Source organism: Streptomyces sp. NPDC051109 (genome assembly GCF_044455885.1).
GTDB lineage: Bacteria > Actinomycetota > Actinomycetes > Streptomycetales > Streptomycetaceae > Streptomyces.
Genome location: NZ_JBITFF010000007.1, coordinates 252,221 through 267,103, shown reverse-complemented (window position 1 = coordinate 267,103; position 14,883 = coordinate 252,221). Strand labels below are relative to the sequence as shown.

Below are 14,883 nucleotides of genomic sequence, written 5' to 3'. Positions count from 1 at the left end.
CCGCGCCCGGCAGGTCCGGGAGGGCGACGCCCATGGTTCTTGACCTCCTCCTGATCGGGCTGGCGATCGCCCTGGATCCGATCCCCGTGACCGCGTTCATCCTCCTGCTGTCCGCCGAGCGGGGCGTGCGCAAGGGGCTGGTCTTCCTCCTCGCCTGGCTCGCCTGCCTGGTCGTCGTCCTGGCCCTGGTGGTGTTCGCGACCGGCGGCACCCCTCCTGCGGCCAAGAGCGCCCCGTCGACGGCGGCCCTCGCGGGCAAACTCGTCATCGGTGTCGGGTTGGTCGCCTACGGGGAGCGCAAACGCCGCGCGCTCCGGCGCCCGCGCACGCAGCCCCGCAAGCCCCCGGCGTGGGCCGCCCGGCTGAACGAGGTCTCGTACTGGACCGCCGCCGGGCTGGCCGTCCTCGTCCAGCCGTGGGGCCTGGTCGCTGCGGGCTGCGCCACCGTCGTCGATGCCGACATGTCCGAGGCCACCACGGTCCTCACCCTGTTCGGGTTCTGCCTGCTGGCCTCCGCCGGCCTGCTCGGCATGGAGCTGTACGCGACCTTCGCCCCGGAGGCCGCACGGGACAGGCTCGGCCGGCTGCGGGCCTGGATGGAGGACCACCAGGATCAGACGATCGTCTCCCTCTCGCTGCTCATCGGCCTGTGGCTGGTGGGCAAGAGCATCTACCAGCTCACCGCTTGAGGTGCTCCTCGTTCGAGGGGGGCCGGCCGCCGGGAACCCGGCCACCAGGGCCGCGGACCAGGGCTTCGGGGGAGGCGTCCGGAAGTGCGCGGCCCCCGACCGGATGCTGCAATGGCAGTGGCGGGCCGTCCGTCGCCGTGTGTCGTGGCATGCACCCCTGGAGCAGGGGAGGTGGGCACGGCCCGGGCTCCAATCCGCTCGTGAGGAGTGGCCATGAGCGTCGACATCGAAGACATGGGTCCCATCGACTACCTGATCGTCGAGTTCCGGGGCAACCGCATGACGGGCGAGGGCCTGCCCCTGCTCGTCGACCTCGTCGACCGCGGCATCATCCGCATCCTCGACTTGCAGTTCGTCCGGAAGGACGTTGACGGATCGGTCGTCGCGGTCGAACTCACGGATTTCGGGGACGAGCCCGAACTGACCGTCTTCGAGGGCGCGTCGTCCGGACTCCTGGACCAGGGCGACTTTGACGAGGCGGGGGCGGCGCTGGAGCCCGGAAACTCCGCCGCGATCCTCGTCTACGAGAACGTGTGGGCCGCCCCCCTCGCCCGGGCCTTGCGTCGCAGCGGCGCCCAGTTGGTGGCGAGCGGACGCGTCCCCGTCCAGGCCCTGTTGGCCTCGCTTGAGGCGGGCGAGGAAGCGGCTTGAAGACCCGGGCCGCGCCATCCGGTCGGTTCGGTCCACCCGTACACCCCTGGGAGATGAACGAACATGCCTGGACTCCTTCGTGGCGTCGCCCGTACAGCCGTGGTGGCCGGAACCGCCACCGCGGTCTCGAACCGCGTCTCGCGGCGGCAGGCGGGCCGATGGGCAGAGCAGCAGCAGAGCGAACAGCAACAGGCGTATCAGGAGCAGCCCCCGCCCGCCGCGGCGCCGCCGCCCGCAGCAGCCCCGGGCGACGACATGAGCACCAAGATCGAGCAGCTCAAGCAGCTGGGCGACCTGAAGGCCCAAGGCCTGCTGACCGAAGAGGAGTTCGCCGCCGAGAAGGCCAAGCTCCTCGGCTGACAGGGACGTCCGGAGCCGAGACGTCCGGAAGCGAGACGGGACGTACCCCATGACGGCGTCGGAACCACGCCCGGCAGGGCCTTCCGCGGCGACACAGCCCGAAGAGGCGGACAGGCTGCGTGAACTGCTGCGCAGCCCCGGGTACTTCAAGGCGCTCGTGTTCTGCGCCCTCATCGGTATCCCGGTGTCGCTGGTCGCGTTCTGGTTCCTGGTCGCACTCCACGAACTGGAGCACCTGATGTGGGGCGGCCTGCCGGAGGCCCTGGGGTGGAGCGCACCGCCCTGGTGGTGGCCGTTGCCGCTGCTGCTCGTGGCCGGCGCCACCGTCGGGCTCGTGGTCACCCGGCTGCCGGGCACGGGGGGCCACGTCCCCGCCTCGGGACTCCATACGGGCGGCATCTCGCCCGGAGCGCTGCCCGGCGTGATCCTCGCCGCTCTGCTCAGCCTCCCCCTGGGCGCCACGCTCGGACCGGAGGCCCCCCTGATCGCCCTCGGCGGCGGTTTGGCCTTGCTCTTCCGGGATCTGGCGCGGGTCCCGGCGACCCCCCAGGGCACGGCGCTCCTGGGCGCGGCCGGAGCGGCGGCAGCGGTCGCGGTGATCTTCGGGAGCCCGTTGGTCGCGGCGGTGATCCTCATCGAGGTGGCCGGGGTGGGCGGCCCACAGCTGTTCGCGGTCATGTTGCCCGCGCTGCTGTCGAGCGGAGTGGGCGCACTGGTGTTCACCGGCATCGGCCGCTGGACCGGTTTCGATGCGCCCACCCTCTCCGTGAAGGTGGGAGTTCCCGTGCCGCAGCTCGATGTCGGGGACGTGTTCTGGGCGGTACTGATGGCCGTGGCCATCGGCGCCCTCGTGCATCTGATCATGCAAGGCGGGCGGCTCATCGCGCGGTTCGTCGCGACGCGCACCGTCGCCCGTACCACCCTGTGCGCGCTGGCGGCCGGCGTCTGCTCCGCCGTGTACGCGCTCACCACCGGCCGGTCGCCCGCGGACGTGTCCTCCTCCGGCCAGCACACCCTGAGCGAGCTGGCGGGCGAACCGCACCTGTGGGGGGTCGGCGCCCTGATCGCGGTGGTGCTGTGCACCAGCGCCGCCTATGCCCTGTGCCTGGGCAGCCTGCGCGGCGGCCCCGTGTTTCCGTCGCTGTTCCTGGGTGCCGCGGTGGGCGTGCTGCTCGCGCCCCTGCCGGGCCTGGGGGTCGTACCGGCCATGGCCGCGGGCATGGCGGCCGCGACGACCAGCGCGTTGCGGCTGCCGGTCAGCAGCATCGTGCTCGTCGTCCTGGTGCTCGGCAGCGTCGCCATGACCCCCGTGGTGATCCTGGCGGCCGTCGTGGCCTTCGTGACGACGCAGTTGCTGCCGCGCGGCTCCGCGGCCGCGCCCGCGGCCGCGCCCGCGAAACCGCCCGCCGCCAGTCCTGCCGCACCCGGCGGCGTCACCACGTGAGGGAGCCCATGCGAGCACCGCCGAGCGGAGCCCGGACCGGCGAGGTGCGCCCCGACCCGCCCGCATCCGTGGTGCTCGTGACGGGCGTGGCGGGTTCGGGGAAGTCCACGGTGGGCCTGCTGCTGGCCGAGCGGCTCGGCTGGGCCTACCAGGACGCGGACGATTTCCACACCCCGGCGAACCGGGCCAGGATGGCGGCCGGCGAGACCCTTTCCGACGAGGACAGACGGCCGTGGCTGGCCGCCGTCGCGGCCTGGATCGACCGCCGGATCGCAGCGCGGGCACCCGCTGTCATCGCCTGCTCCGCGCTCAAACGCGCCTATCGCGACCAACTGGCCGCAGGACGGCCCGAAGTACGGCTGGTGCACCTGCACGGCTCCCGGCAGCTCATCCGGTCCCGACTGCTGTCCAGGCACGGCCACTTCTTCCCCGCGCAGTTGCTGGACAGCCAGTTCGCCGATCTCCAGGAGCCGGAGCCCGACGAGCACGCCTGCGTCGTGGACATCGACCAGCCCCCGGAAGCCGTGGTCACGGCCGTCGTCGCACAGCTCGGCACCGGTCCCGGCACCGGCACCGGCACAGGTCCCGGCACCGGCACCGGCAACAGCGCCGACACGGACACGGACACTCTTGCGGATCCTTCACCCCACGGTGCGGCGGCCTCCCCGGCCGCACCGACCGAGGAGGCGCACATGCCCCCCACGGCATCAGGAGCACAGTGGAGGCTGCGCCACGGCGCGCACGAGGCGGTGGTGGTCGAGTTGGGCGGTGCTCTGCGCCACTACGAGGTGGCCGGGCGGCCGCTCCTCGACGGATTCGCCGCCGACGAGCCGATCACCGGCGGCCGCGGGCAGCTCCTCGTGCCCTGGCCGAACCGGGTGGCCGGCGGCCGCTACCGGTTCGATGCCGAGGACCTGCAACTCCCGCTGACCGAACCGGAGAACGGCAATGCGATCCACGGCCTCCTGAGGTGGGTCCCGTGGCGGCTGCTCGCACACGGCGAGGACGCGGTCACGGTGGGCACCACCCTCTTCCCGCAACCCGGATATCCGTACCGGCTGGAGGTCCGTGCCGAGTACCGGCTGGGCCCGGAGGGGCTGGAGACCACCGTCACCTCCACCAACACGGGAGACACCGCCGCGCCCTACGGCGTGGGCCAGCACCCCTATCTGACCGTGGGCACCGACCTGGTGGACACCGCGCTGCTGACCGTGCCGGCCGGCCAACGGCTCCGCACCGACGAACACGGCCTGCCCATCGGCGAGGAGCCGGTCGAGGGCACGGAGTACGACTTCCGTACCGCCCGGCCCATCGGCGGGCAGCACCTGGACACCGCGTACACGGGGCTCGACCGGGACACCGCCGGCCACTGCGCCGTACGGCTCGCGGACCCTTCGGGGCAACACGGCATCGACGTACGGCTCGTCGAGGGCGTCCGGTACGTGCAGGTCTACACCGGGGACACGCTGCCGGAGCCCGGGCGGCGCCGGCGCGGCGTCGCCGTCGAGCCGATGTCCTGCCCGGCCGACGCCTTCCGCAGCGGTACGGCGCTCACCGTCCTGCAGCCGGGCGAAAGCCACGTCTTCCGGTGGGTCCTGGCGCCGTGGGGTTCCTGGTGACCCCGGACAGCGGGCCGTCGACGCCGCAGCGCATGACCGGTGACGCCTTCCGGGCGCTGTACGAGGAGCTGCGCGAGCGCAGCCCGCGCACCCCCGACGACCGGCGCGGCACGCTGCGCCACTTGACGCCCGAGCGGGTCGTGGCCGCCGCCGCCGAGGTCCGCACCGGGCGTACGGTGTCCCTCGCCGCGCCCATCGAAACCCTGCCCGGCCCCGACAATCCCGACCCGGCGCGCCACCGGATGATCGCGCCCGCCGCCGGTGAGACCGGTGAGAGCGGCGGCGCCGGGCTGCACTTCGCACGCGACCGGTTCGCGATGAACGTGCACGGGGACGCGGACAGCCATCTCGACGCGCTGTGCCACGTGCTGTTCGACGGGGAGCTCTACAACGGCGTGCCGGCGAGCAGCGTGACGTCCGAAGGAGCCGGTGCGCTGTCCGTCGAGGTCGTCCGGGACGGCATCGTCGGCCGCGGCGTGCTCCTGGACGTACCGCGGCTGCGGGGCCTGCCCTGGCTGGAGCCCGGAGACCATGTGACCGCCGCCGACCTCACCGCGGCGGAGGCGGCCCAGGGGGTCCGGGTCGGGCCGGGGGACGTGCTGTTCGTACGGGTGGGGCACCGCCCCCGGCGCCAGGAGCGCGGGGCGTGGAACGCCGCGCAGTCCCGGGCCGGCCTCCATCCGGCGGCCGTACGGTTCCTGGCGGACCGGCAGGTCGCCGCGCTGGGCTCTGACGGCAACAACGACACCGCCCCCAGCGCGGTGGACGGCGTCGGTTTTCCCGTGCACGTGCTGGCGGTGCACGCCATGGGACTGCACCTGATGGACTACCTGCAGTTCGAGGAGCTGACGCGGGCGTGCGCCCGCGAGGGCCGGTGGTCCTTCCTGTGCACGGTGGCGCCGCTCCGGCTCCCGTCGGCCACCGGCTCGCCCGTCAACCCGATCGCCGTGCTGTGACGGCCCGGAGCGGGGGCCCCCGGCGGTCGCTCCGTGCGGTCGCCGTACCCGGGAAGGAGGACTACGTTCGAAGGGGCGGGGGTGGCTGCCGTGTCCCGGCAGCGCGCAAGGGAGAGGACCCGGTCACAGAGCGGGCCCGCGAGCGCAAGGACGGTGGTCGCCGTGGGCGACACCCCGCACTACGACGTCGTCATCATCGGCACCGGCGCCGGCGGCGGTACGCTCGCCCACCGGCTGGCCCCCTCCGGCAAACGGGTGCTCATCCTCGAACGCGGTGGCTACCTCCCCCGCGAGCGGGACAACTGGGACTCCACCGCGGTGTTCGTCAAGGGCAAGTACCGCGCCCCGGAGTTCTGGCTGGACAAGCACGGCAACGAGTTCCCGCCCGAGGTCAACTACTACGTCGGCGGCAACACCAAGTTCTACGGCGCCGCCCTCTTCCGACTGCGGCCCGAGGACTTCGGGGAGCTCCGCCACCACGGCGGGCTGTCGCCCGCCTGGCCGATCCGGTACGAGGACCTGGAGCCGTACTACACCGAGGCCGAACACCTCTACAAGGTGCACGGACGCCACGGGGAGGACCCGTGGGAGGGGCCGTCCAGCGCCCAGTACGCCCATCCGCCGGTGGAACACGAGCCGCGGATCCAGCAGTTGAGCGACGACCTGGAGAAGCGGGGCCTGCACCCGTTCCACCTGCCCATCGGCGTCGACCTGAGCCAGGACGAGAACGGGCGGGCGACCAGCTCCAGCGCGTGCATCCGCTGCGACCGCGTGGACGGCTTCCCCTGCCTGGTGCGCGCCAAGTCGGACGCCCAGGTGATCTGCGTGGAGCCCGCCCTGCAGTACCCGAACGTAGAGATGATCACCAATGCCCGGGTGGTCCGGTTGGAGACCGACCCGACCGGACGCAGCGTCAGCACGGTGGTGACCCGGGGCGAGGACGGGGCCGAGGCCGCCTATTCCGCGGACATCGTGGTCGTGGCCTGCGGGGCGGTCAACTCGGCGGCGCTGCTCCTGGCCTCGGCCAACGACCGCCACCCCGGTGGGCTGGCCAACAGCTCCGACGTGGTCGGCCGGAACTACATGCGCCACAACAACCTCGCCCTGATGGCCATTTCGAAGGAGCCCAACCCCACCAGGTTCCAGAAGACCCTGGCGCTGCACGACTGGTACCTCGGCGCCGACGACTGGGACTACCCGCTGGGCGGCATCCAGATGCTGGGCAAGTCGGACGCCGACCAGATCCACGGTGAGGCGCCCCGCTGGGCCGGGGCCGTGACCCCCGACATGCCCTTCGAGGTCCTGGCCCACCACGCGGTCGACTTCTGGCTGTGCGGCGAGGACCTTCCGCTCCCCGACAACCGGGTCACCGTCGACGGCGACGGCACCATCCGTCTCGTGCTCGACGAGAAGAACAACATCGAGGGGCTGAAACGCCTGCGGCACAAGCTGCAGGGCATGCTCGGCCATCTGGGGATGCACGAGCACCGGCTCCTGTCGCGCAGCATCTACCTCCACAAGGGCATGCCGATCGGCGCCACCGCGCACCAGGCCGGCACCGTGCGGTTCGGCGACGACCCGGCCACCTCCGCCCTGGACGTGAACTGCAAGGCGCACGACCTCGACAACCTGTACGTGGTCGACACGAGCTTCTTCCCGAGCATCGGCGCGGTCAATCCGTCCCTCACGGCGATCGCGAACGCCCTGCGGGTGGGCGACCACTTGGTGGAACGGCTGAGCTGACCCGGGAGGTTCCTCCGACCGGGCGTCGATGCTCGGCCGCGTGGCCCAAGACCGCCACGCCCGGGACGCCGATCTCCGCAAGGGGTGCTTGGGTGGCGTTCGGGCCCTGCCGGGCCGCGGTCTGGCAGGGCCGGATCGGGCATTCGAGGAGGCGGTCGATCGTGAGTTCCACCGAGGGCGTGCCGCGGGGAGTGATCCCCGCCGATCTGCTCAAGGGGCAGAAGGCGCTGGTCACCGGCGCCAACAGCGGGATCGGCAAGGCCACGGCCATCGGCCTGGGCCGGGCCGGCGCCGACGTGGTCGTGAACTACGTGGCGGGCAAGGAAGACGCCGAGAAGGTGGTCGAGGAGATCGCCTCGTTCGGCGTGCGCGCCGCCGCGTACGAGGCGGACGTGTCCCAGGAGGACCAGGTCGTGGCCATGATGGACCGGATGGTCCAGGAGTTCGGCACGATCGACATCCTGGTCGCCAACGCCGGACTGCAGCGCGACGCCCGGTTCGAGGAGATGACGCTCGCCCAGTGGCAGAAGGTGCTGGACGTCAACCTCACGGGTCAGTTCCTCTGCGCGCGGGAGGCGACGAAGGAGTTCCTGCGGCGCGGCGTCGTCCCGGAGGTGTCCCGTGCGGCCGGAAAGATCATCTGCATGAGCTCGGTCCACCAGATCATCCCCTGGGCGGGGCACGTGAACTACGCCTCCTCCAAGGGGGGCGTGCAGATGATGATGGCGACCCTGGCCCAGGAACTCGCGCCCAAGAAGATCCGCGTGAACGCGATCGCTCCCGGAGCCATCAAGACGCCGATCAACCGGAACGCGTGGGAGACGCCCCAGGCCCGGGAGGACCTGCTCAAGCTGATCCCGTACGTGCGCATCGGCGACCCCGAGGACATCGCCCACGCGGCCGTCGCCCTCGCCTCCGACCTCATGGACTACGTCGTGGGCACCACGCTCTACGTGGACGGCGGGATGACCCTCTTCCCCGGCTTCGCCACCGGCGGCTGAGCCCCCTCCGCCCCGTCATCCCGAGCGCCGAAGGAACGTATGCACCCCACGCTCCATCTGCTGGCGGCGGACGCCCCCGCACAAATGCTCCCCGCCAGGGAGCTCATGGCGTTCACCCTCGCCTCCCACATCATCCTGGTGCCGATGGGAGTGGCGCTGCCGCTCATCACCCTCGTCATGCACCACCGCGGCCTGCGCAAGAACGACGCCACGGCCCTGCTGCTGGCCCGGCGCTGGTCGGCCGTGATGGCCGTGCAGTTCGCGATCGGGGTCGTCACCGGAACCGTGCTGTCCTTCGAGTTCGGCCTGCTCTGGCCGGGCCTGATGGGCAGGTGGGGCGACGTCTTCGGCATCGGTTTCGGTGTCGAGGCCTGGGCGTTCTTCCTCGAAGCGGTGCTCATCGCCATCTACCTGTACGGCTGGCGCAGGCTGAAGCCCCGCACCCACTTCCTGCTCGGGCTGCCGCTGCCGGCCACCGCGCTGCTGGGAGCATTCGGCATCCTCGCCGCCAACTCGTGGATGAACACCCCGCAGGGGTTCACGCTCGACTCCCAGGGCAACCCGGTCGACGTGGACGTCTGGAAGGCCATCTTCACCCCGATGTTCGGGCCCCAGTACTGGCATTTCGTGGTGGCGATGCTGGTGACGGCGGGCTACGTCGTGGCCGGCGTCTACGCCGCCGGGTGGCTCCGGGGCCGCCGGGACCGCTACCACCGGCTCGGCTTCACCGTCCCCTTCACCCTCGCGGCGGCGGCCACTCCGGTGCAGTTCATGCTGGGCGACTCGATCGCCCGGCAGGTGTTCCAGAAGCAGCCCGTCAAGTTCGCCGCGACGGAGATCGTCTGGGAGACCGACACCCACGTCCCGGAGTACCTCTACGGCCGGCTCCACCCGGACGGCACCGTATCCGGCGGTATCAAGATCCCCCAACTCGACTCCATCCTGGCCGGGTTCAGTCCGGACACCAAGGTGACCGGGCTGGCCTCCGTACCGGCGAGCGACCGCCCGAACGCCACTCAGGCCACGATCGCCCACTGGGCCTTCGACACCATGGTCGGGATCGGATCCCTGCTCGTCCTCCTCGCCCTCTGGTACGGCCTGGTCTGGTGGCGCCACCGCCGGCTGCCCCGCTCCAAGTGGTTCTACCGCAGCGCGGCCTGCGCCGGCGTCGGCTCCGTCGTCGCCGTCGAATGCGGCTGGATCACGACCGAGGTGGGGCGCCAGCCCTGGATCGTCTACCAGAACATGCGCGTCGCGGAGGCCGTCACCTCGACCCGCTCCACCACCCTCTGGATCACGTTCGGGCTGGTGGTCGTGGTGTACGTGGCCGTCTTCGGGGCGTTCCTCATCGTGTTGCTGAAGATGCGCGACCGCTGGCGCCTGGCCGACGAGCAGGCGGACGGGCGGCAGGGGGAGGCGCCGGAGGCGGTCACCCCCTACGGCCCGCGCCCCGGTGTCCCGGTCGGCGACGCCCCGTCCTCGGGAGACGGCGGCTCCGGGCCGTCCCGGGGAGGCGGCGCGTGATGGCCGAATTCGTCGCTTTCGTGCTGCTGCTCGCGGTGGCCGCGTACGCCTGCGCCGGCGGGACCGACTACGGGGCGGGCTTCTGGGACCTGACGGCCGGCGGAGCCGAGCGCGGCAAGCGCCCCAGGTGGCTGATCGACCACGCCATGGCGCCCGTGTGGGAGGTCAACAACGTCTGGCTGATCTTCGTCTTCATCCTCATGTGGACCGGGTTCCCCGTGCTGTTCCAGACGGTGTTCACCGCGATGTGGCTCCCCCTGGCACTGGCCGCCCTCGGCCTGGTCCTGCGCGGCGCGGGGTTCGCCCTGCGCAAACCCAGCCGTCGGCTGGCCCGCAGGCGCCTCTACGGCGCGGTGTTCGCGATCTCCTCCCTGCTCACCCCGTTCTTCCTCGGGGCGGCCGTCGGCGGCATCGCCTCCGGCCGGGTCGCGCCGGGCACGGAGGCCTCGGCGGACGCGTGGGCCAACCCCACGTCCCTCCTGTTCGGGCTGCTCGCCGTCGCCACGACGGCGCTCCTCGGCGCCGTGTTCCTGACCGCCGACGCCGCGCGCTTCGACGCACCCGACCTGGTCGGCTACTTCCGGCTCCGCGCCCTCCTCGGTCTCGTCGCGGTCGCCCTGACGGCGGTGGGCGTGCTGATCGTCACCCACGGCGACGCCCCCCACGTCTGGCACGGGCTGACCCACGGTGCGGGGCTCGCCCTCGTGATCGTGTCCGCGGTGTTCTTCACGGCCACGGGGCTGCTCGTGATGCGGGGGCAGACGCACTGGGCCCGTTTCAGCGCCGTCGGCATCGTCGGCGCGGCCGTCTTCGCCTGGGGGCTCGCACAGCGCCCCTACCTCATCCCCACGTCCCTGTCCGTGGCGGAGGCCGCCGGCGATTCCGAGTCGCTGCTCTGGCTCTCGGTGGTCAGCCTCGTCGCCCTGCTGCTCGTCGCCCCGGCCGTCTTCTTCCTCTACTGGCTCGACACCCACGGCGAGCTGGAACCCCTCACCGAGTCCGACCTGCGCCCGGCCGGCCCCACGAGGGGTGAGGTGGCCGACGACTGACCTCACGGCGCCGCGCGGCCCCCGCGGCCGCGTTCCCGTCAACCGGCGGGAACGCGGCCGCCGGAACCCCGTCGAGCCCCCGTCGCGCCCGTACGGCGAGGAAGGAAACCGATGTGAGCGAGAACGACGTCCTCCTCGGCATCGCGCTGACCGTGGCCCTGGCCACCGTCTGCCAGATCCTCGCCGGCAAGCTGCGCATCCCGGCGCTGATCCTGCTGCTGCCGGCCGGTTTCGCCGCGGGCGCCATCACCGACGTCGTCCACCCGGACCAGCTGATCGGTGACGACTTCTCCGCCCTCGTGTCGCTGTCCGTCGCGGTGATCCTCTACGACGCCGGTCTGGGCCTCGACCTGCGCAACCTCACCGGCCAGACGCGCGCGATCGTGGGCAGACTGCTGCTCTTCGGGGTGGCCATCACCTTCCTGGCCGTCTGCGCCGTCGGTCCGGCCCTGTTCAGCATGTCGCTCAGGGTGGCCGCGATGGTGGGCATGATCCTCGTCGTGTCGGGGCCCACGGTCGTGGGCCCCCTGCTCCAGTACGTACGGCCCACCGACAAGGTGCGGCGCCTGCTGATCTGGGAAGGGACGCTGACCGACCCGATCGGCGCCATCCTCGGAGCGCTCGTCTTCCACGCCATCGACACGACGAGCCGGATCGACATCGGCCGGGGGTACCAGCTGGGCCAGTTCCTCATCAGCATCGCGGTCGGCCTCGTCGGCGGATGCGCGGGGGTCGCGCTGCTGTGGCTGACCCTGCGCGTGCTCCGCCTCGGCGAGGCGCTCGGCACACTGGCGCAACTGGCCACGGTGATCGCCGTATCGGCGGGCTGCGACATCGTCCGCGACGACACCGGGCTCATCGCCGCCATCGTCACCGGCATGGCCGCCGCCAACATCCGCGGCTTCGACATGCCCGCCCGCCGGCCCTTCTTCGAGACACTGGTCCAGCTGATCATCGGACTGCTGTTCATCTCCATCTCGGCCAGCGTCACACCGGCCTCCCTGACGCCCGTGCTCCTGCCCACGCTCGTCCTCGTCGTGCTCCTCGTCCTCGTGGTGCGGCCGCTCGTGGCCTTCGTCGCCACCATGGGCAAGGACATGACCACGGGGGAACGGGCCTTCACGGGCTGGATGGCCCCGCGCGGCATCGTCGCGGCCTCCACCGCCGCGGCCTTCTCCGCGAGCCTCGTCCAACTGGGACTGCGCGGCGCCTCGAAGGTCCTTCCCATCACCTTCCTGGTGATCGTCTCCACGGTCGTGCTGTATGCCCTGACCGCCGCTCCCATGGCCCGGCGGCTCGGCGTCGCCCAACCGAACCTCACACGCCCGCTGCTCGTCGGCGGCGCTCCGTGGGCGATCGCGCTGGGACGGGCCCTGCGGTCGGCGGGTCTGGACGTACAGATGTGGGCGGGGATGGGCGAGGAACGCGAACGGATCAAGGACGCCGGGATCCCGCTGGCCAGAGGGGACCTGCTGGCGACGGCCACCAACCCCCGGGCACGGCTGGAGGGGGTCAATGCCGTCTACCTGCTCACCGACGACGACGACTTCAACGCGCTCGCCTCGGTGGTGGTCGAGGACAACGTCGAGGGCCCCGTCTACCGGGTGGGACCGCCGCACGGCGGCCACGGCGTCGTCGCCCCCTACACCGGCGGCGCCGTCCTGTTCGGCGGCTCGCTCGTCAGGCACGTCCTGGCGGAACAGTACGAACAGGGCGCCCGGTTCCTGGTGCAGCCCGCCTCCGACCCCGTCCCGCCCGGGCACGAAACGCTGTTCGTGGTCACCGCCGGCGGCCGACTGGATCCGGTCGACGAGACGCAGCCGGTGAGCCCGAACGAGGGCGACCTCGTCGTGCTGCTCGGCCCCGTTCCCCCTAGTCGCCCTTTTGCAGGCGGTTCAGGGTCTCGTCCAGCGTGATGGCCGCGTCGATGAGGGCGAGATGGGTGAAGGCCTGCGGGAAGTTGCCGAGCTGGCGGCCCGTCAGGGCGATCTCCTCGGAGAACAGGCCCAGGTGGTTGGCGTACGTCATCATCTTTTCGAGCACGAGCCGGGCCTGATCGGCCCGCCCGGCCCGCGCCAGGGCGTCGACGTACATGAAGGTGCACAGGGAGAAGGTTCCCTCGGATCCGCGCAGACCATCGGGCGAGGCCTCGGGGTTGTAGCGGTAGACCAGGCTGTCGGTGACCAGCTCCCGGTCCATCGCGTCCAAAGTGGAGGTCCACATCGGGTCGTCGGGCGTGATGAACCCGACCGTCGGCATCCGCAGCAGCGAGGAGTCGAGCACATCGCTCCCGTAGTGCTGGACGAACGCCTTGCGGCCCGGGTCCCAGCCCTTCGCCAGCACCTGATCGTAGATGTTGTCGCGCTCGGCGGCCCAGCGGCTGCTCTCGGCCGGCCGGCCGTGGGCGACGGCCAGCCGCAGCGCACGGTCGAACGCGACCCAGGACATCACGCGGCCGTAGGTGAAGTGCTGGCGACCGCCGCGGGTCTCCCACAGCCCTTCGCCGGCCTGGTCCCAGTGGTCCACGAGCCATTCGAGCAGCGTGCGCAGCGACTTCCAGCCCTGGATGTCCAGGTGGATGCCGTGCTGGTGGGCGAAGGAGATGCTGTCGAGTGCCTCGCCGTAGATGTCCAACTGAAGCTGCGTCGCGGCCCCGTTGCCTATGCGCACCGGGGCGGACCCCTGGTACCCCTCCCAGTGCTCCAGGGTCTCCTCGTAGAGGTCGGAGGAACCGTCCACCCGGTACATGATGTTCAGCGGTCCCGTGTCGGTGTCCCCACCGGCCTTCTCCTTCACCCGGTCGCCCAGCCAGCCGATGAACGCCCTCGCCTCATCGGTGAACCCCAGCCCCAGCAGGGCGTACACGGAGAAGGACGCGTCGCGGATCCAGGTGAACCGGTAGTCCCAGTTGCGCTCGCCGCCCAACTGCTCCGGCAGTCCCGCCGTGGGGGCCGCCACCAGGGCGCCGCTGGGCGCGTACGTCATCAACTTCAGCGTGACGGCGGAGCGTTCCACGGTCTCGCGCCACCGGCCCGTGTACCGGGACTGGCGCAGCCACGACCGCCAGTACTCCCTGGTGGCGGCGAAGAGCTCCTGGAACTCGGCGACCCGGACCTCGCGCGGCGGCCCGTCCGCGGCCGACTCCATGATCAGCCCCCGCTGCTGTCCGGCCTCAAGGGCGAGCTCGACGCGCAGGTCGTCTTCTCCGGTGAGGGAGTGCACCAGTCGGTCGTCCTCCGGCTCCCGCACCACGCTGAGGGTGAGTTCCAGGCCGTCGGAGGCGAACACCGCTCCGTTCTCGGTGACGTGCAGCGTGTGGGGCTTGCGGCCGTAGTCGAACCGCGGTGCGATGTCGACTTGAAAGGTCATGCTGCCCCGTACGCAGCGGAGCATCCGCACGAGGCGATGGCGGTCGGTGGCCGTCGTCCCGGTCACCGGCATGAAGTCGACCACCTCGCCGGCGCCCGCCTCGGTCATGAAGCGCGTCACGAGGATCGCGGTGTCCGGCAGGTACAACTGCTTCGTGCTGTACGTGCTTTCCATCGGCTTGACGGTGAAGTGGCCGCCCTTCTCCCAGTCGAGAAGGGCACCGAACACGCTGGGCGAATCGAAACGCGGACAGCAGAACCAGTCGATCGTCCCGTCCGTGGTGACCAACGCCGCGGTCTGCAGATCACCGATCAGGCCGTGGTTTTCGATCAGCGGGTAGTCAGCCATGGGGGAGCCCCTTCCGACGCCACTCCATCAGCTTAAGCACAGGTTTCCGGGGGAGCCTCCCGAGCCGGCCGCCCCTGCGCCCGCCAGGAATCGGCCTTAGCATCGGAACGGCCGAATTGGCCGTTCAGGC

At 71.5% G+C, this 14,883-nt stretch carries 12 protein-coding genes; 11 read left to right on the top strand and 1 reads right to left on the bottom strand.

From position 1 onward, the window contains the following. Nucleotides 1–32 precede the first annotated feature (32 nt). From ACIBAD_RS16270 to ACIBAD_RS16220, 11 genes are all read left to right on the top strand, one after another. A complete protein-coding gene (locus tag ACIBAD_RS16270) occupies nt 33–689 on the top strand; it encodes a GAP family protein (RefSeq protein ID WP_134069422.1) in 657 nt (218 codons plus the stop codon). A 213-nt stretch (nt 690–902) separates the two neighbouring features. Next, nucleotides 903–1,340 (top strand): DUF6325 family protein, encoded by a 438-nt coding sequence (locus ACIBAD_RS16265; protein ID WP_208328949.1) that lies wholly within the window; start codon nt 903–905, stop codon nt 1,338–1,340. Nucleotides 1,341–1,403: 63 nt separating this feature from the next. Next, complete coding sequence (locus ACIBAD_RS16260; protein ID WP_398907253.1) at nt 1,404–1,700, top strand: SHOCT domain-containing protein; 297 nt, start codon at nt 1,404–1,406, stop codon at nt 1,698–1,700. A 49-nt stretch (nt 1,701–1,749) separates the two neighbouring features. Continuing rightward, nucleotides 1,750–3,144, top strand: a complete 1,395-nt coding sequence (locus tag ACIBAD_RS16255; RefSeq protein WP_398907251.1) for a chloride channel protein — start codon at nt 1,750–1,752, stop codon at nt 3,142–3,144. 8 nt (nt 3,145–3,152) lie between these two features. Further along, nucleotides 3,153–4,763 carry a gluconokinase, GntK/IdnK-type gene (locus ACIBAD_RS16250; protein ID WP_398907249.1) on the top strand — a complete coding sequence of 537 codons (1,611 nt, stop codon included), beginning with the start codon at nt 3,153–3,155 and terminating at the stop codon, nt 4,761–4,763. 32 nt (nt 4,764–4,795) lie between these two features. After that, nucleotides 4,796–5,719, top strand: a complete 924-nt coding sequence (locus ACIBAD_RS16245) for a cyclase family protein (protein ID WP_134074264.1) — start codon at nt 4,796–4,798, stop codon at nt 5,717–5,719. Between the two features lie 162 nt (nt 5,720–5,881). Next, nucleotides 5,882–7,462, top strand: a complete 1,581-nt coding sequence (locus ACIBAD_RS16240; protein ID WP_398907246.1) for a GMC oxidoreductase — start codon at nt 5,882–5,884, stop codon at nt 7,460–7,462. A gap of 206 nt (nt 7,463–7,668) precedes the next feature. After that, complete coding sequence (locus tag ACIBAD_RS16235; protein ID WP_134074263.1) at nt 7,669–8,463, top strand: SDR family oxidoreductase; 795 nt, start codon at nt 7,669–7,671, stop codon at nt 8,461–8,463. 39 nt (nt 8,464–8,502) lie between these two features. Beyond that, the gene (locus ACIBAD_RS16230) at nt 8,503–9,987 is read left to right on the top strand and encodes a cytochrome ubiquinol oxidase subunit I (protein WP_398907244.1); all 1,485 of its coding nucleotides are present in this window, start codon (nt 8,503–8,505) and stop codon (nt 9,985–9,987) included. Next, entirely contained in the window at nt 9,987–11,036 is a 1,050-nt protein-coding gene (locus tag ACIBAD_RS16225; protein WP_398907242.1) for a cytochrome d ubiquinol oxidase subunit II, read from the top strand. The genes ACIBAD_RS16230 and ACIBAD_RS16225 overlap by 1 nt, the downstream gene beginning before the upstream one ends. Before the next feature lie 113 nt (nt 11,037–11,149). Beyond that, nucleotides 11,150–12,952 (top strand): cation:proton antiporter, encoded by a 1,803-nt coding sequence (locus ACIBAD_RS16220; protein ID WP_398907239.1) that lies wholly within the window; start codon nt 11,150–11,152, stop codon nt 12,950–12,952. On the opposite strand, the gene ACIBAD_RS16215 is transcribed toward ACIBAD_RS16220, so the two are convergent. Further along, complete coding sequence (locus ACIBAD_RS16215) at nt 12,909–14,753, bottom strand: glycoside hydrolase family 15 protein (RefSeq protein ID WP_398907237.1); 1,845 nt, start codon at nt 14,751–14,753, stop codon at nt 12,909–12,911. The two genes, ACIBAD_RS16220 and ACIBAD_RS16215, sit on opposite strands and share 44 nt — an antisense overlap. Nucleotides 14,754–14,883: the final 130 nt, after the last annotated feature.

What these genes read in the sequence shown, in the direction of transcription:
- ACIBAD_RS16270 (WP_134069422.1), top strand. Translation starts at nt 33, where the DNA reads ATGGTTCTTGACCTCCTCCTGATCGGGCTGGCGATCGCCCTGGATCCG.
- ACIBAD_RS16265 (WP_208328949.1), top strand. Translation starts at nt 903, where the DNA reads ATGAGCGTCGACATCGAAGACATGGGTCCCATCGACTACCTGATCGTC.
- ACIBAD_RS16260 (WP_398907253.1), top strand. Translation starts at nt 1,404, where the DNA reads ATGCCTGGACTCCTTCGTGGCGTCGCCCGTACAGCCGTGGTGGCCGGA.
- ACIBAD_RS16255 (WP_398907251.1), top strand. Translation starts at nt 1,750, where the DNA reads ATGACGGCGTCGGAACCACGCCCGGCAGGGCCTTCCGCGGCGACACAG.
- ACIBAD_RS16250 (WP_398907249.1), top strand. Translation starts at nt 3,153, where the DNA reads ATGCGAGCACCGCCGAGCGGAGCCCGGACCGGCGAGGTGCGCCCCGAC.
- ACIBAD_RS16245 (WP_134074264.1), top strand. Translation starts at nt 4,796, where the DNA reads ATGACCGGTGACGCCTTCCGGGCGCTGTACGAGGAGCTGCGCGAGCGC.
- ACIBAD_RS16230 (WP_398907244.1), top strand. Translation starts at nt 8,503, where the DNA reads ATGCACCCCACGCTCCATCTGCTGGCGGCGGACGCCCCCGCACAAATG.
- ACIBAD_RS16225 (WP_398907242.1), top strand. Translation starts at nt 9,987, where the DNA reads ATGGCCGAATTCGTCGCTTTCGTGCTGCTGCTCGCGGTGGCCGCGTAC.
- ACIBAD_RS16215 (WP_398907237.1), bottom strand. Translation starts at nt 14,753, where the DNA reads ATGGCTGACTACCCGCTGATCGAAAACCACGGCCTGATCGGTGATCTG.